The organism is Psychrobacter sp. VH5 (assembly GCF_050572635.1).
Classification (GTDB): Bacteria; Pseudomonadota; Gammaproteobacteria; order Pseudomonadales; family Moraxellaceae; genus Psychrobacter; species Psychrobacter celer.
The window spans coordinates 2570028-2585638 of record NZ_CP192145.1 but is presented as its reverse complement, the minus strand read 5'-3'; the positions used below and the strand labels follow the sequence as shown (position 1 = coordinate 2585638).

Annotated in this window: 16 protein-coding genes; 5 read left to right on the top strand and 11 right to left on the bottom strand. The window is 47.3% G+C overall.

Going from position 1 to position 15611, the window contains the following annotated elements:
- Positions 1 to 72: 72 nt before the first annotated feature.
- The 6 genes from ACNFVB_RS10795 to ACNFVB_RS10770 form a co-directional block, all read right to left on the bottom strand.
- Positions 73 to 714, bottom strand: a complete 642-nt coding sequence (locus ACNFVB_RS10795; protein WP_430737498.1) for a hypothetical protein — start codon at positions 712 to 714, stop codon at positions 73 to 75.
- Positions 715 to 796: 82 nt separating this feature from the next.
- Positions 797 to 1231, bottom strand: coding sequence for a secondary thiamine-phosphate synthase enzyme YjbQ (locus ACNFVB_RS10790; RefSeq protein WP_430737497.1), 435 nt, complete (start codon positions 1229 to 1231; stop codon positions 797 to 799).
- Positions 1232 to 1337: 106 nt separating this feature from the next.
- A complete protein-coding gene (gene mnmC / locus ACNFVB_RS10785; protein WP_430738526.1) occupies positions 1338 to 3314 on the bottom strand; it encodes an FAD-dependent 5-carboxymethylaminomethyl-2-thiouridine(34) oxidoreductase MnmC in 1977 nt (658 codons plus the stop codon).
- A 182-nt stretch (positions 3315 to 3496) separates the two neighbouring features.
- Positions 3497 to 3934: a hypothetical protein gene (locus ACNFVB_RS10780; RefSeq protein WP_430737496.1), complete on the bottom strand. Its 438-nt coding sequence runs from the start codon at positions 3932 to 3934 to the stop codon at positions 3497 to 3499.
- Positions 3931 to 4257 carry a YciI family protein gene (locus ACNFVB_RS10775; protein ID WP_430737495.1) on the bottom strand — a complete coding sequence of 109 codons (327 nt, stop codon included), beginning with the start codon at positions 4255 to 4257 and terminating at the stop codon, positions 3931 to 3933. Before ACNFVB_RS10775 ends, ACNFVB_RS10780 begins: the two co-directional genes overlap by 4 nt.
- 191 nt (positions 4258 to 4448) lie before the next feature.
- Positions 4449 to 5000, bottom strand: a complete 552-nt coding sequence (locus tag ACNFVB_RS10770) for an inner membrane-spanning protein YciB (RefSeq protein WP_430737494.1) — start codon at positions 4998 to 5000, stop codon at positions 4449 to 4451.
- Positions 5001 to 5368: 368 nt separating this feature from the next.
- Here ACNFVB_RS10770 and ACNFVB_RS10765 point away from each other — a divergent pair, with 368 nt between their 5' ends.
- On the top strand, positions 5369 to 6250 hold the full coding sequence (locus ACNFVB_RS10765; protein ID WP_198335392.1) for a PHP domain-containing protein: 882 nt from the start codon (positions 5369 to 5371) through the stop codon (positions 6248 to 6250).
- A 292-nt stretch (positions 6251 to 6542) separates the two neighbouring features.
- Positions 6543 to 8006 carry a diguanylate cyclase gene (locus ACNFVB_RS10760; RefSeq protein ID WP_430737493.1) on the top strand — a complete coding sequence of 488 codons (1464 nt, stop codon included), beginning with the start codon at positions 6543 to 6545 and terminating at the stop codon, positions 8004 to 8006.
- Here the strand turns inward: ACNFVB_RS10760 and truD are convergent.
- Entirely contained in the window at positions 8003 to 9190 is a 1188-nt protein-coding gene (gene truD / locus ACNFVB_RS10755; RefSeq protein ID WP_430737492.1) for a tRNA pseudouridine(13) synthase TruD, read from the bottom strand. The genes ACNFVB_RS10760 and truD overlap by 4 nt on opposite strands.
- Positions 9191 to 9502: 312 nt before the next feature.
- Here truD and ACNFVB_RS10750 point away from each other — a divergent pair, with 312 nt between their 5' ends.
- Together ACNFVB_RS10750 and ACNFVB_RS10745 are read left to right on the top strand one after the other, a co-directional pair.
- Positions 9503 to 11104 carry an FAD-dependent oxidoreductase gene (locus ACNFVB_RS10750; RefSeq protein WP_430737491.1) on the top strand — a complete coding sequence of 534 codons (1602 nt, stop codon included), beginning with the start codon at positions 9503 to 9505 and terminating at the stop codon, positions 11102 to 11104.
- A gap of 96 nt (positions 11105 to 11200) precedes the next feature.
- On the top strand, positions 11201 to 11842 hold the full coding sequence (locus ACNFVB_RS10745; protein WP_430737490.1) for a GNAT family N-acetyltransferase: 642 nt from the start codon (positions 11201 to 11203) through the stop codon (positions 11840 to 11842).
- A 9-nt stretch (positions 11843 to 11851) separates the two neighbouring features.
- Here ACNFVB_RS10745 and ACNFVB_RS10740 read toward each other — a convergent pair whose 3' ends face one another.
- Positions 11852 to 12016, bottom strand: coding sequence for a hypothetical protein (locus tag ACNFVB_RS10740; protein WP_226941366.1), 165 nt, complete (start codon positions 12014 to 12016; stop codon positions 11852 to 11854).
- A 261-nt stretch (positions 12017 to 12277) separates the two neighbouring features.
- Here ACNFVB_RS10740 and ACNFVB_RS10735 point away from each other — a divergent pair, with 261 nt between their 5' ends.
- Positions 12278 to 12649 carry a hypothetical protein gene (locus ACNFVB_RS10735; protein WP_430737489.1) on the top strand — a complete coding sequence of 124 codons (372 nt, stop codon included), beginning with the start codon at positions 12278 to 12280 and terminating at the stop codon, positions 12647 to 12649.
- A 169-nt stretch (positions 12650 to 12818) separates the two neighbouring features.
- Here the strand turns inward: ACNFVB_RS10735 and gorA are convergent, their stop codons facing one another.
- The 3 genes from gorA to ACNFVB_RS10720 all read right to left on the bottom strand — a co-directional run bounded on the left by gorA (position 12819) and on the right by ACNFVB_RS10720 (position 15594).
- Positions 12819 to 14174 (bottom strand): glutathione-disulfide reductase, encoded by a 1356-nt coding sequence (gene gorA / locus ACNFVB_RS10730; protein WP_430737488.1) that lies wholly within the window; start codon positions 14172 to 14174, stop codon positions 12819 to 12821.
- A 177-nt stretch (positions 14175 to 14351) separates the two neighbouring features.
- Positions 14352 to 14804 carry a threonine/serine exporter family protein gene (locus ACNFVB_RS10725; protein ID WP_430737487.1) on the bottom strand — a complete coding sequence of 151 codons (453 nt, stop codon included), beginning with the start codon at positions 14802 to 14804 and terminating at the stop codon, positions 14352 to 14354.
- Between the two features lies 1 nt (position 14805).
- On the bottom strand, positions 14806 to 15594 hold the full coding sequence (locus tag ACNFVB_RS10720; RefSeq protein ID WP_430738525.1) for a threonine/serine ThrE exporter family protein: 789 nt from the start codon (positions 15592 to 15594) through the stop codon (positions 14806 to 14808).
- Positions 15595 to 15611 lie beyond the last annotated feature (17 nt).

The following is a 15611-nucleotide window of genomic DNA, read 5'->3' as shown; positions in this document are numbered from 1 at the left end:
GGCAACGATAATAGCGTTTGCCGCTTTTTTTTAGTTTTAAATACCGATTTAGATAAAGTACATGTTTAGGTTTTATTCAGTGACGACTTCTGCTTCAGCACTGACTGCATCAAAGCTAGTGACTTTATTGTTTTGGATAAGATCAATGGTACCGCCACCTACATGACTCACCAATTGGATGCTACCATCGGCTGAGCGATATGTGGGGTTGTTACCTTGGCCTTCTGGTGCGCTGAGTGTCAACTTTGGCTGATTGGGGCGAGTGACGATGGCATTGAGTAGCCCAGAAGCTGATGTTTCAAAAACCACCGATAAGGTATCACCTGCAGCACTCTTATAACGGACATCGGTGATTTGTGCGCCTTTGATGGCCTGCTCTGGACTAGGGGTTACAGCGTTATTTGATACCGTTTTAGTCTCTTCAAGGTCTTGCTCCAGTTCAGTCAAGCTCACATCGCGCTCTGAATCAGTAGTAGTCTGCGCTGAGTTCGGTACCTCCTCTATACTGTCATCCGCCGATTCATTGACATTGATATTTGTCGTTACTGGCGTTGTCTGTGTTGACGTTGCAGATGGTGTTTCGGCAGATTCTTCGGGTTCTGGCGTTTCTTGACAGGCAGTCAGCAAAAACACACTCAAAAAAATAGCAGGTGCACTGAGGCAGTAAGTGTTAGCGTTCAAAAAGCTGAGCCGTTTTGGTAAAGAGGTTCTCATAGTCAGGTTTATCCGTTAATAGCGCGCTATATCAATGTGGCAATTTGCAAGGGTCAACCTGCCATCTCATCACTATATAGTATTACGTATTGACTGTAATGACCAGCTTACGCTGTCCGCCATAACCCTTCATGTCTCTGTGCTCACATAAGTAAACCCCTTGCCACATCCCCAAACCCAAGACACCATCTATCAGAGGAATGGTTAAACTGACACCTATCATTATGCTTTTGAGATGCGCTGGTAGATCATCGGAGCCCTCCAAGGTATGACGGTACTCTGGCTGATCGGCTGGGGCGATTTTATTGAGCCAATCCTCTGTGTCCAATCTTACATCTGGGTCAGCATTTTCATTAATGGCGAGACTGGCTGAGGTGTGTTGCAAAAACAAATGAACCAGCCCCGCTTTGGCGCTGGACGGTATGAGCTGAGCGATGGCTTCCTCGATGATAGGCGTGATGACATGGATGCCACGCGCGTAGGCAGGTAGCTTAAGGGTGGTTTGATGATAGCTCATGATGCTTATCTCATTGTCGGAATGAATATTAAATAAAGATATCACAAGATAATATGAATCGTCGAAAGCGTTGTTTTGATGTACATAAATATCATCCTAAATGATATTAAGTGAGCGGTGTTTGCAAACGGGTACGATTGGGCGATAGGCGTGCTTGCATCGCTTTTGATAGCGGTGCAAACGAGCCAAGCATCATATCTGCCAAGGCCTCAGCGCATATGGGGGCGAGTGCATAGCCTTTTGCGCCCATTGCACTCATTGTCCAAAGCCGCTTACTATCTACCAACAGCCCAACCATGGGGTGGTAATCAGGCGTTTGGGTGCGAATGCCTGCACGTCCCCGCCACAGAGTGGTATCTGTTGGAATCACGGCTGCCATCTCAGGAATGGCAGTGACGAGCTTGTCGCGGCTAATCTGATGCTCTTCATCACGGATATCGGTGCCTGTGTCATTACGCACAAAACTCGCTCCTAACAATAAATGCGTTGCACCTTCTACCACATCGTTTAACTCGTTATCGCCAGCGTGCGCGGTAAAGGGGGCACAGTAACCGCTGTATTTAAGTGGTACTTTCGGTAAGTTTGTAAGCTCAGCGGCGGTCGGCGTAAACCAAGAGAGCTGACCGCGTATTTTACGGCAATCAAAAATGCGCCGATCTAGCTTATGGCTCTCAAATGCGGCGCAAATCACCACGTTATCAGCATCAAGAGAGACGGTGTTGTTTGCCTGATCATTACCTTTAATCGTAGCGGTTTGCGCCGTCTCGCTAATATCGTAAACGTCTATTTGCTGAAAGCGGATGAGCGGATGCGTCAGAACGACGTCTTTTAAGGCGTGCGGATTGACCAAGCCAGACTGTGGTAAATATAAGTTTTCTGTTAAGTCTTGCGCTTTTAGCCCGCTAATACTTTGGGCTTGTTCATGAGATAAAGTGGTCGCCATCTCATCTGGATAATCTGCAATCTGCTCGGTGCCGATATTGGCTTTTATCAGCAAATCGAGCGCGCCTGTCGGCTCAAGCACTGGCGCTAGCTGCTGCTGCGTAGCCTTGCCATTGAGCGTTCGATATAGTCTGCTACTATAGAGATAGCCGATAGTATGCAGATGCTCGTCGACATGATGGATGGGCGTCATTTTGGGCGCGAGTAGGGCGCGCGGATTGCCTGACGCCCCTGCCAACGGTGCCATTTTATCCAGCAAGGTCACCTGGACACCGCGATTGGCCAGCGTCCACGCCATCATCAGCCCTGAGATACCAGCACCAATGACGATACTATGGCTATTATCTATAGCTTGGTGGTCAGCCGCTCGATTATCAGTGTGGCCAGATGTCTCATCGCTTACTGGCGCTGGCATGATGGCAGTGAGCATCTCACGCTTGCGGCCAAAGCCTTTGACTTTTTGGATCTCAAAGCCGCAGCTCTGTAGCGCCCGTTTGACGATGCCGGCGCAGCTATAAGTGGCCGCGGTTGTGCCAGAGCGGGAGAGACGCTGAATTTGTGCAAAGATATTTTGAGCCCATAAGGTGCTGTTGCACGACGGCGCAAATCCGTCCAGATACCAAGCATCGACAGCAGGCGCTGGCGTTAGGTACGTCCCTGGTGCCAATTTTGCCAAGCTATCCGCGGCATCGCCCAACCATATATCGACCGTTAAGTTGTCATCGAAAAAACGCAAGCGATGACAGCCTGCGATGAGCGGCGGATAAGCGGCCAAAAACTGCTCAATCAGCTCGGCCAGCTCAGGCGCACGCTGTGCCCATAAGGCTAAAATTTGAGTAAGATCCGTGAGCGGTATCGGGAATTTTTCTGTGGTAATAAAATGCAACTTCGCTGTGGCTAAGTGCGGATGCATGTCACGCAGCGCACGCCAGAGCTGCCACGTTGCCAATAAATTTAGCCCTGTGCCAAGCCCCAACTCCGCGATGCTAAAGCATTGCATTGGCGCAAGGTTTGCCAAGCGCTCGGCGAGTTGGTTGTGTGCCAAAAACACGTAGCGCGACTCTGCGAGACCATCGGCATGGGAAAAATACACATCACCAAACTCACCAGATACCGGTACCTGATTGCCCGTGTCATCCATTTGCCAGTCAATCTTAGCAGGATGGATGGCAGAAGGCTGTGGTGAATGACTGTTTGGCGACTGAGTATCTGGCTGGCTATCTGGCTGTCTATTTGGCAAGGAGGCAGATGTACTGCTGTTTTTTGGGGCGGCGTTAGACATAAATGGTCACATCAGACAAAGCAAAAAGACGATAAATAAAACTACCAGCGCTCACGGCGGACAAACACAAGCCACGAGATAAAAATACCCACAAGCAAGCTGATCAAAACCGTAAAAGCGCCATATAAAAACAACTGGCCCTTACTCTCATATATCAAGACATTGACTTGGGTTTGTAAGTCATTCACTTGCCGCTGCAATTGGGCATTGCGGCTAAGGAGCTGCTGATTGGCATCGGAGAGCGCTTGACTGGACGGCTGCAACTGCGCGGCCAAGGTGTTATTAATATCAAGGCTGGTATTGGCACCCGCTGCAGGCGGTGCGGCTTGCTCTACCAAAGGGGCGGCAGTGCTGGCAGCCGTATCGGTGACGCTCGGCGCTGCATAAGCAGACTGCGCGGCCAGCGCCATGACCAACAACACTCCAGCAAGCGCAGACGTAGAGCCAAGCGTATTTAGTACAGAGGGGTATCGGCTCACGGTTTGGTCACTTGTGCAGCGTCGTTGCCAGATTTCGGCAACGTATGAATAAAGGGTCTGATATCGACATGGCTATAGACGCCATCACGTAGGTAGGGCTCGTCGTTTGCCCACACCTGCGCCGCCTCGATAGACTCAAAGTCAGCGATGATTAAGCTACCTGACATTGCCTCCAAACCGTGTTCGATAGGGGTAGGGCCTGCGATAATTAGGCGGTTTTCTTGGTCGAGTGCCTGCAGACGGGCGACGTGCTCAGCGCGGGTAAGTTGACGCTGCGCGTGGCTATCGGCTACGTTATGACCGATGATGGCAAATAAGGACATGAGACTTCCTCATAAAATAAACAGTAAATAAAAGGGATGAATGTTCAACAAGCCCTAACCATATAAGCTGATAAAAAATCGCGAGTATCGATACAAACGTGCCACGATGGCATCATGATGGTCGCGATTGGCATTTAGCTGGCGCTGCAAATTATTATAAAATCATAGAAATCATAATGCGCGCGACTTTGCTATTTTGCCGACTTATCCGTCAATGCTGGATTGAGATGCTTTTTTAAGACTGCAAACTGAGCGACGACAAACACCAACATAATTGGAATCCAGCCATAAGTTTTAAAGTTGATCCAAGCTTCATCTGACATCATAAACGCTGTGATATAATGCAAGATGCCCATAAAGGCAAAAAACAACCCCCACGCGACAGTCAGTTTTTTCCAGCCGCTCATCGTCAGTGAAAAGACATCTTTCATGGCCAGCTGCATCAAGGGTTTATTGATCGCGGCACTGACAATCAGCGTTAAGGCAAAGATGCCGTTGATGATTGGCGACTTCCAGCGTAGATAGACATCATCACGCAGCAATAACGTGCCACCACAGAACAAAATGGTCAATAACAAAACGACCCATTGCTGTTTATCAAATTTGCCTTTTTGCCGAATGAAGTGAATGGCATAAACGAAGATGGTGGCGATCAGTAGTGCACCCGCCGCGGCCAAGATACCACTGTAACGAGCAGCGATAAAAAAGGCAATTAAAGGAATAAAGTCTAATAAGGCTTTCATAGCAAGTGGGATGTCCAACAAAAACGTATGGGGTAGTTTACACGTCTACTGCGGCAAAAAAAAGCAAACAACGCGATAATCATACGATATCACAAGCCTGCGCGCCAATAGTCAATGCGGCTTATTAGTCGTGCTACTGCTATATCGAAAGGGTTGTTGCTGATGCGCGGGCGCGCCGAGTTATTATTGACTTTTTATATCGTTAACTCACTTTAAAACCGATACAGTGCAGCTGGAAAATTTTGCGCAGCATCTGTCAGCATAGACACAGCAAGCAAGGAAAATTTATACCAGTTGCCCGTTCATATGAGCGCGTCGATTTTATTTCGAACTTACTTTTATATACTATTAAAGCTAAGGCTTATTTTATGAAATTTGATTTACATTGTCACAGTACCTGCTCTGATGGTACTTATGCACCGACCGAAGTGGTGCAACGTGCCCATGCAGCTGGCGTCAATGTATTGGCACTGACCGATCATGATACGCTGGCAGGGATTGATGAGGCGCGGGCAGCGGCGACGGCCTGCGGTATGCAGCTGATTAATGGGGTTGAGATTAGCTGTGAGCATACGCTCAGCGGCGGTTATGGCAAAAACAAATCAACCAAAAAAATCATCCATGTACTGGGGCTGGATTTTATTGACCGAGATAAAATGCACGCAACTTTGCAGCAATTACAAGACAGCCGCGCCAGTCGCGGTCAGAAAATCACTGAGAAGCTTAGTGAGTTATTAAGTCTCGATTATGAGGAGCTGTGGCAGGCTGTACTGGATAAAGCCGGTGGCAACCCGCAAGGGGTCGGACGCGCTCATATCGGTCAGGTGCTGTTTGAGCGCGGCGACGTCAAAACGGTGCAAAAGGCCTTTGACAAATATCTGGCGGATAATAAACCTGCCTATGTGGCGATCGATGCGCTGAGCATGGCTGAGGGTATCGAGCTGATACACGCGTGTGGCGGCAAGGCTGTATTGGCGCATCCGACGCGTTATCATCTCTCAGCCACGCGGGTGCGTAAGCTGGTCGAAGAGTTTGCTGGGCTAGGCGGTGATGGTTGTGAGCTGCCTGCCACCAGTGAGCCTATCAGCACCCGCCGCATGGTCGACCGTAGTATCGCTGCCAACAATTTGGTGGCTTCGGTTGGTAGTGACTTTCATGGTAGCAATATGCCGTGGCGGCGCTTGGGTGACGTTCCTGTATTGACACCTGACCAACAAGGCGTCTGGCAGTCGTTTACCACGCTTGGCTAACGGCTCATATACATCTGTCTAGAAGCGTGAGGCCCCCCCCCGCTTATTTGGTTACACTTTGAGGTGAGCGTTTGTCTAATAAATAGCCAAAACAGATTGAAACCTCAGAAAAATCTTGCCACACTTAAGTGGTGGCCAGCGTTTGTACGATGAGTAGGACGTTTATCTCTTAAGTACGCAGCTATCTGAGCTTATATTTAATAGACGCTTATTTTATATAGCAGTTGTAGTTGTTGGTTGCTTTCACTCATGTTATGTCTGGTGTATTTACATTTTTTGCGGTAGCCACACTATGTCTGTATCGGTTCTTCATTTAGGCTACAAGCGACTCTCACAAGCAATCTTTGAATGGCAAGCTGCTGATAGGACTGCTTTGTTGGCAGTGTTTATCTTAATGGAGGTGTTTTTACACTGGCTTTGGTGTGCGTTTGTCTGGTGGTATCAAGATGCCTTAGGCGCTTATGTTTATATTCATCTGTTGTATCTGCTGTGGCTTGGCATTACGGTGATGGGTGTGTTTTTTTGGGGTATTGCACGCCATCTATCGCGTCTTAAACGGCAAACGACTGCCATAAAAAACAAAAACTTAAATAAATGGCAGCTGCTGTTGGTAGTGCCTTATACCTTCTATATCGCCACTGTGATCGTCATGGTCGGTTATAGCAGTTTGTTTGCGGGTGTCTCGCTGGTAGGCGGTGCGATGCTTGGGATGATGCTGATCAAGCGCCGCTATGCGTGGCGTGTATTTTTGCTACAGATTGCTCTGATTTTATTGGCTATCTTGGCGCCTTACTTCGGTATTCATCTGCCCAACTTGCGTCAACTGACGTTTGTTTATCCATTTTTAGACAGCCAAAACTATCTGACGTATAACGAGCTGATGGCGATCGAAAACACGCTTGCCACCTCGGTGTTTAAGGGGGTGACGTTAGACTGGTCGAGTATCAGCGAGCTACAGCGCTCTTCGACGTTTTTTTGGCGCGCAACCCATGTGCTACTGGCCTTACCCAAAGCAATCTTTATCGTTTATATGTTTCGTACGTTGTTGTTGATATTAGATGACAGCAAAAACGAGATATTAAAGCATGCCAATCAAGACGAGCTAACCCAGCTCAAAAATCGTCGATACGGTTTGACGCAGATGAAGCAGGCGCTAAAAGAGCTACAAGACGGGCAGGACTTTAGCGTTATCTTGCTAGATTTGGATTGGTTTAAAGACATCAATGATACCTATGGCCATGAGGTCGGCGATCAGGTGTTGTTTGAAGTGGCGCAGACGCTGACTCAGGCATTGACCGATGCGGCCATCGTAAGCCGCTATGGCGGCGAAGAGTTTTTGATTGTCCTGCCAGCCACGAGTCATGATGGGGCGATGCTCATCGCCGAACAGCTCCGCAAAGACATCAGCAAGCACATCATCAAGGTCGATGATAATGAGGCGTTTAGCGTCACCGCAAGTTTGGGGCTATACACGTTCACTCACGAACAAAGCGTGTGTATGAAACAAGCCCGTACGGAGCAGCTACAGTTAGAGGCGGCGCTGAAACCAGCGCCCGCAGGCAAACCCCGCCACCACAGATCCGCCTTACCGCCAGAGTACCAGACCCTTTTGCCACCTGATATTTGCCAGCGTTTAATCTGTACAGCGGACAAGGCGCTCTATGAAGCAAAAGACCGTGGCCGCGACCAAGTAGTCAGTGCCAATCATATGTTCGACAGCGAAAATAGCCGCCATGTGATGCTGTGTGGTATCTAAGCTGAGCCCAACTGTAAATGCTGGACGATGCTGGCCAATACACTGGTGGCAAAGCTGCCAGTCGTTAAGGTAAAGCTCAAGACCAGCGTTTGCTCCTCATCTTGCTCATCCGCCCATTGCCAGCTCAAATCCTCAACTGGTAGTCGCAGTGCTCGTCTTTGCGCTTTTACCTCACGCTGCTCAAGTCCTGTTGCTAAGGCCGCCAATAAAGCATCTTGCTGTACGACTGTGTTCTCTAACTCAGCAGCTTCTCCTGCTACTTTATTATTGCCTGCGCCCCACATGACCGCGGTTGGATGAATATCACCGCTGGCCAATCGCGCTTGCAAGGTCTCATCCATGTGCTTGCTGGCAAATATCGAGCCTGAGCCATTTAGATTAAATACATCGCCATTTAATCCTGTATTCCAGCTGCCGTCTTGCACTCTAGCGGCCAATATCTGATTAAAAATGAGGCTTCGCGCCGCCGATAACTCCATCGAATTTTGCTCGCGTACGGCACTTTTACGTTTATTTTTCTTTTTAGCTGATGAAGTGCTTTTTAATGGTCTGGCAAATAGGTTTAGCGCTTCGCGGATATTATTACCACCAAAACCAAAGCGCTGCGGACCAAAATAGTTAGGCACGCCGGTCTTGCTGATGGTCTGTAAGTGCTGCTCTACGGATGATTTATCGCCCAGCGTTTGATCTTTTGCAAACTCAATATCACGTAGAGTAATCACAAATTGATTGGCGTTATGCGTACCGCGATTTAATTTTTTATTATGCCAATGCTCAGCGATAATTTTGACCGTCTCATGCGCCTTGATATCTACAGGCGCAAAGTCGCTATCAGGCTTTTGTTTTTTAGGCAGCCGTAGACTAAACCACTGCGTCGTTAGCGCTTGGCGATCTTTAAGTCCTGAATAGCCGACATCGCGCAAAGGTATGTCCGCCCATTCAGAGAGTAATTTAGCTAAATAAGCGGTATTAATCCCTGATTTCTCTATATGTAGCCATAAATGCTCGCCTGCGTCTGTGAAGTCTACCTCTAACCGCTCATTGACCACAAAGTCTTCAGGCTTAGCTTTATAGAGCGCCTGTTTGATAGGTGGCGTCATAGGCTGAGGTAGATCAGCGGGATTGGTTACTGCCGCAAAGTCGACAGTGGTAAGGTCAAGATGTTGATTCTCTATAGCAGTCATAAAATAGTCATTTGATAGGTGATAAAAGAGTGAGTAAGAATTTTTTATAAGTCAATGAATAAAGTAGCATAAACGCTTAACGCTTAAACTATCGAGTTTTGGATTAACCGCTGAAAAGTTACGATTTGCAACGCGCTAGATATACAAAAAAACATCGGCCGCCAAGTGGTCTTGCTACTATTAAAGATGACGCCATTTTTGATGGTACTTATTTATCTGTAATATCAAAAAAGTAGTGCTTCACAATCAGCCTAGTAGAAGCAACTAACGATCAATACCTAATAATGAAATAGCAAACGTTAAGGATAACTTATGACTGACAATAACAAAATTACTATTAGCGCAGAGGGTATAAAAGATGGCGGTATGAAGTCGTTCAAACAAGACGATGATAGTATCATTTTAATCACCCGCGATGGCGATGAGTTTAATGCTTTTGATGGTAAATGTACCCATGCAGGCGCGGACTTAGGTGAAGGACTACGCTGCGGTAATCGCGTGATTTGTCCTTGGCATCACGGCACTTTTGATAGTACTGATGGCTCGCTGATAGAGCCGGTTGCGATAAAAGGCTTGACGCGCTATAGCGTGACTAGGCAAGGCGACAACTTAATCGTTGATACGACTAGCAATATCAACGAGCGAGCAGATAACGATCAGCTTGCTGATACGCATACCATCATCGTCGGCGGCGGCGGTGCAGGCTTTATGACCGCCAATCAGCTACGTCACACTGGTTATGGCGGCAAAATCACCCTAATCAGTGCCGACAATAAAGCGCCTTATAATCGCCCTTTGTTGTCCAAAGCGTTTTTAGCAGGTCAAATGGATGAGGGTAAACTTATTTTAGGCGGCTCAAATTGGGCTGATAGAAACAATATCGACTTGCGTCTGAATCAGCGAGTCAGCGAAATATTGCCCAATGAAAACGCTATTATTATCGAAAATAACAACGGCGATAATGAAAAACAAAGCGCAGACTTTTTGGTGGTGGCGACCGGCGCTGAACCTAAGATACCACCGTTTAAAGGTGCTGATCTTGCAAGCGTGTTTACGCTACGTAGCATGAGCGACGCCAAAGCCATCAAAGAGGCCAGCCAAGATAAGCAAGTGGTCATCGTCGGTACTGGGTTTATCGGCATGGAAGCTGCAGCGGCGTTATCGCAAGCAGGCGAGGCCGCCTCAATCACTGTCGTTGGTCGTAGCGCGCGGGTAATGAGCAATATCGTCTCTGAGGCGGTGAGTAATGCGCTCATCAAACTGCATGAAGAAAATGGGGTGCGCTTTGTGTTTGGTGCAGGTGTTGAGAGCATCGATGGAGACGGCAGTCACGTCAGCGGTGTCACACTGTCAGACGGCAGTACGCTGGCAGCGGACATGGTGGTTTTGGGTACGGGCGTGGCACCACGTACCGAGATATTAAATGAAGTAAATGACCCCGATGGCGTGCAAGTTGATGAGCATTTACAGCTACGCGACGGCGTCTATGCACTGGGCGATATTGCCAAAGCTACCAATCAGATGGGACGGATGCGTATCGAGCATTGGCGCGTGGCCTTACAGCATGGCATGGTAACGGCTACTGCCATCTTAAATGAAGACAATGACCACTCGCTAGAGGAGTGTATTCCTTTCTTTTGGACGGCGCAATATGGCAAGAGTCTGCGCTATAGTGGTCATGCCGCGACGCCAGATAAAGGCATTTTATTTGGTACGCCTGACGATTTAGATTACATCGAGTACTATTTTGATGACGAAGGAGAGAATACTCGCGCTAGTGCCGCCAGCTCCCTAGGCCGAGACAAAGAGCTGATTGCTTTTAGCGAATTATTACGCCGTGGTCATGCGCCAACCCGCGCTCAAATCAATGCAGGATTCGATATTATCGAGCAAGCCCATGCGCTATCACCATAGACTAATTAGCGGTTAATAATTATCATAAAGGCTGTCCTAGTATATTAGGTCAGCCCTTTTTATTAGCAATAATGTTTAGCCCGAGAGAGTACCCAAATGACTGTTACCGCAAAAAACAAAAAAACTGATAATGACACTGCTGACAAAGCAGCAAAAGTATTTTTACGGCAAGCGGATGCTAATGATGTGAGCGCTTTAGAGCAACTCTTAAACCTCTGCTATCGCCAAGATGAAGGCTGGACCAATGAGGCCGATTTGGTGGGCGGTATTCGCACCACGGCAGACGAGCTAGCTGGCGTCATTGCCAATCCTAAGCACTATGTTTTTGTTTATCCACAGACCGATACCGGCGAGCGCGGCGGCAAGGAGATAGGCGAGCTATTGGGCTGCATAGCTGTCGATATAAAGGTCGAGACAGGTTCAGATAAAAAATCTCATAGCAACAAAGCTTATATCGGCATGTTTGCCGTACATCCAAAGCTGCAAGGAGCGGGCATCGGTAACGTGATATTGCAAGCCGCCGAAACTTTCGCTGAAAGACATCTAAAAAGTAACAATCAACCCACCCGTCTTACTATGTCCATCTTAAGTCACCGCCCTGAATTATTAGCCTACTATCTGCGCCGCGGTTATCAGCTAAATGGTAATAGTATGCCGTTTCCTGTCGATGGCAATAATGGCGAGCCTAAGCGCGATGACTTAGTGCTATTGGAGCTTGAGAAAATCGTTAACGCATAACAGCGGACTTTATGCGCCCCAAAAGTGACCAAAAGTCATAAACAGCCCAATGCTGAGCAAGATAAATGCCACAATAATTAAGCGCTTGAACCAGTTAAAAGCAGGCAAGCGGGTCGCAGGGTCATCAGACATCAAAAATGCAAACAAGAACAATAAACTTGCTGCTAAAGTCATAATGCCTAAGCCAACAGGTAAAATATAAAGGTAGACGGCTACCATCTTGCAACTCTCTTATCGTTTATTAGAATACTGGCATAATAACAGCAAGGAGATTGGACTGTCTGTAAGTCACTTGAGGCTAAGGCATAAAAAGAGCAAATTACTAGCAAGAATAAACGGCTCATCCTAAAAAGCAGTGCTATTGACAAAGAAATTATGTTGGGTTTTAAAGGGTGTTTAGGTATACTTTGAGCACTACCTAATCGAAACGAGAATATGATGAGACGTATAAAAAAATTAGCAATCATCGCTGTATTGACACCGCTTTTTGCCGCTTGCTCGAGCGGCCCCTCTGATAGTGACGTAGAAGAGCTGATTCAGGCGCAGTATGACAAGGCCAATAGCATCATGGACGATGCAATGGTGCAAGCGGGCGATGATGAGATGGCAAAAGCTGTGAGCGGCATGATGGCAGGTATGATGCCAACGCTTGAGAGCGTAGACAATGTCAGCTGTGATAAGACTGAGGGTGACAACACTTATCTGTGTACCGCTGATGTCACGCAAACTATCGGTGGCAATAGTCGTACTGATAACGGCGCTTTTAAGGTCAGTGATGTCAATGGCGAATGGGTATTGACGCCATAGTGGTTGGTATGAGATACAAACGATGAAAAAAAGGAGTGTCCAAGCGGCACTCCTTTTGTTATTTAACTCGATATGTTTACTCTTTATTGATCAGCTTCTACTGACAGCAATAACACTTGTTAACGCCTATAACGCTCATCTAGCGCCCATTAACGCTCGTTAACGCCCACTAACGCATCGTCACAAACTCTTCTGCACCGGTTGGATGAATAGCAACGGTATTATCAAAGTCTGCTTTGGTCGCGCCCATCTTCACTGCTACGGCAAACCCTTGCAGCATCTCATCGACACCGTAACCGATGCCATGTAGGCCAATGATTTTCTCCTCCTCACCTAAGCACACCAGCTTCATCACGCACTTTTGGCGATGCTGAGTCACGGCGCTATACATCGAGGTAAAGGTCGAGGTGTAGCATTTGATATTGTCTTTGCCATACTGCGCCACCGCGTCAATCTCAGATAAACCAATAGTACCGATAGCGGGATGAGTAAATATAACCGTCGGTATCAAATCATAAACCAAATGCTCATTGGTCTTGTTGTTAAACAAGCGCTCAGACAGACGCCTACCAGCGGCGATGGCAACTGGTGTCAGATCAATGCTGTTTTCGATAATATCACCGACCGCGTAAATACCATCGACATTGGTATTTTGGAATTTATCGACTTTGATTTTGCCAAACTCGGTGGTTTCTACGCCCGTTACTTGTAGGTTGATGTTGTCGGTTGAAGGCGCGCGCCCAATCGCCCAAATCAAGCAATCGACCGTATCAAGCGTGCCATCTTTAGTACATAGCTCTAAGCTGCCATCTTCGTTTTTATTGACTTCGGTAAGGGTGGTGTTGGTATGCAAATGAATACCGTCTTGCTCCATCTCTATCAACAGCGCCTCGACGATAGTGTGATCAAAAGAGCGCAGCGGCGAATGCTGGCGGACATAGAGATGCACCTCAGCGCCTAAGCTGTTCAGCACGCCTGCGATTTCGACAGCGATATAACCTGCGCCTGCGATAGCGACGCGTTTGGGCAAATGAGTCAATTTAAAAAAACCATCAGAATCGATACCGTGCTCTGCGCCTGGAATATCAGGGAAAATAGGATGACCGCCCGTCGCAATCAAAATATGGTCAGCAGTGATATGCTCGCCATTGACTTCGACCGTATTGGTATCGACAAATTTAGCAAAGCCTTTGATTACTTCCACGCCGTTTTTGGCTAAGTTATTGTCATAAGCGCGATGGATATTCTCGATGTACTGCTGACGGCTTTGAATGAGTTTTTGAAAATCGAAATTCTTTAACTCAACCTCGAATCCGTAGTCTGGCGCGTACTTCTCAATCGCCTCGGCGACTTGCGCGCCGTACCACATCACCTTTTTGGGTACGCAGCCCCAATTGACGCAAGTGCCGCCTAATTCCTCCGCTTCGATAATCGCGCACTTTTTGCCATAGCTTGCTGCACGGTTAATGGAGGCAATACCGCCGCTACCGCCGCCAATAGAAATATAATCGTAATGCTTTGTCATTGTTATGTCTCTTCATTAAGTTTCGGTACAGTTTTGAACTCTATTGTAATGGGTATGGATAATCCATCTTACAAGTTTTTTATCATAAGGGTGTGCCAGCTAGCATCAGTTTATAAAAGTATTTAAACAAAAATAGCCTAACACATAATAATCTCATTTAAACCCACTTAAACCTGCCTAGACTATGGCACGCCGTCTATAAAATAATAGCCCAGGAATGGACAAGCCCAGTACCAATCCTGAGGTCACAAACAAGGCTTCGAATAAATACACCATCATTTGGCTAAATAACTCGTCTGAAAAGCCAAAGTAACCAATCTGCACCATACTGACCATCGCCTTATAAGCGGCGATACCTGGCATCATACAGATGACACTTGGGGAGATTAACGCTTTGGGCGGTAGGGTGTGTTTTTTAGAAAAGTACACCCCCAAAAAGCTGGCAAGCATCGCACCAAAAAAGCTCGCCACCACCAAATGTATATGCTGATAGACAAGGGCGGTTTTTAGTCCGAATCCCAGAGCGGTCATCAGCAAACACGGCAAAATATAGCGTTTGGGCACGCTGAACATCAGCGTCCAACCAAGGGTGATAATACATGACAGCACCACGGTTTCGATGAACCACATATCAAAACCCCCAGTGTTGTATGCGTAGTAACACCAGCGCCATGACGATGCCCACGCACGCGGATAAGGTCAGCATATAAGTAAAAACCGCACGTCCAATACCGATATTGACATAGCCTTTTAAGATATCTGAGAAAGAGTTAATCAAAGGAAAGCTTGGAACTAGCAACAGCACGCTAGAGGCAACGGCGATATCGGCGTTATTGCCAATATCAAAGTAATAGGTCGTCGCCCCAATCAAAGAGGCGATAAAGGCCGTCACGATGACGGTGATAAAGGGATTGAAGTGGTGCTTTGCTAAGTAGATGCGGGTGAACATTGCCACCATACCCGCGATAAAGGTTACGGCGGTAATCGACCAACTGCCACCATTTAGATAAGCAAACGCCGCACATGACGCACCAACGAATATACTGACTAGCCATGTCGGATATACCGTTTTATCCAACTCATCAAACGCAAGGGTTGTGCGGTCAATCAAATCATTATTATTGATAGCGGCTTCGGTTTTATTGACGATTTGCTGAATTTGCACCAATAAATTGACATTGATACTTTGGTTGATGGTGTCGCGAGTGGTGGTGATACAACGCTCATTACAGATAGTCGTCAAAGTGATCGCATTAAAATTTAGCGAACACTCGACGCTACTCATTCCCAATGCAAACCCCAAACGCTTCGATAAGTCCACCACCACGGCAGACTCAGCGCCATACTGCATAAGGAGTAAGCCGCAGCGCACGCAGAGTCGAGTAATGCGCTGTTGCTGTACGTAGCTGATAGAGGTCATTGGAGGAATATGCATAT

Bases quoted from the DNA above. Each gene is read 5' to 3' on its own strand.
- ACNFVB_RS10795 (WP_430737498.1), bottom strand. From the start codon at position 714: ATGAGAACCTCTTTACCAAAACGGCTCAGCTTTTTGAACGCTAACACT.
- ACNFVB_RS10790 (WP_430737497.1), bottom strand. From the start codon at position 1,231: ATGAGCTATCATCAAACCACCCTTAAGCTACCTGCCTACGCGCGTGGC.
- mnmC (WP_430738526.1), bottom strand. From the start codon at position 3,314: ATGGATGACACGGGCAATCAGGTACCGGTATCTGGTGAGTTTGGTGAT.
- ACNFVB_RS10775 (WP_430737495.1), bottom strand. From the start codon at position 4,257: ATGTCCTTATTTGCCATCATCGGTCATAACGTAGCCGATAGCCACGCG.
- ACNFVB_RS10770 (WP_430737494.1), bottom strand. From the start codon at position 5,000: ATGAAAGCCTTATTAGACTTTATTCCTTTAATTGCCTTTTTTATCGCT.
- ACNFVB_RS10765 (WP_198335392.1), top strand. From the start codon at position 5,369: ATGAAATTTGATTTACATTGTCACAGTACCTGCTCTGATGGTACTTAT.
- ACNFVB_RS10760 (WP_430737493.1), top strand. From the start codon at position 6,543: ATGTCTGTATCGGTTCTTCATTTAGGCTACAAGCGACTCTCACAAGCA.
- truD (WP_430737492.1), bottom strand. From the start codon at position 9,190: ATGACTGCTATAGAGAATCAACATCTTGACCTTACCACTGTCGACTTT.
- ACNFVB_RS10750 (WP_430737491.1), top strand. From the start codon at position 9,503: ATGACTGACAATAACAAAATTACTATTAGCGCAGAGGGTATAAAAGAT.
- ACNFVB_RS10745 (WP_430737490.1), top strand. From the start codon at position 11,201: ATGACTGTTACCGCAAAAAACAAAAAAACTGATAATGACACTGCTGAC.
- ACNFVB_RS10740 (WP_226941366.1), bottom strand. From the start codon at position 12,016: ATGACTTTAGCAGCAAGTTTATTGTTCTTGTTTGCATTTTTGATGTCT.
- ACNFVB_RS10735 (WP_430737489.1), top strand. From the start codon at position 12,278: ATGATGAGACGTATAAAAAAATTAGCAATCATCGCTGTATTGACACCG.
- gorA (WP_430737488.1), bottom strand. From the start codon at position 14,174: ATGACAAAGCATTACGATTATATTTCTATTGGCGGCGGTAGCGGCGGT.
- ACNFVB_RS10725 (WP_430737487.1), bottom strand. From the start codon at position 14,804: ATGTGGTTCATCGAAACCGTGGTGCTGTCATGTATTATCACCCTTGGT.
- ACNFVB_RS10720 (WP_430738525.1), bottom strand. From the start codon at position 15,594: ATGACCTCTATCAGCTACGTACAGCAACAGCGCATTACTCGACTCTGC.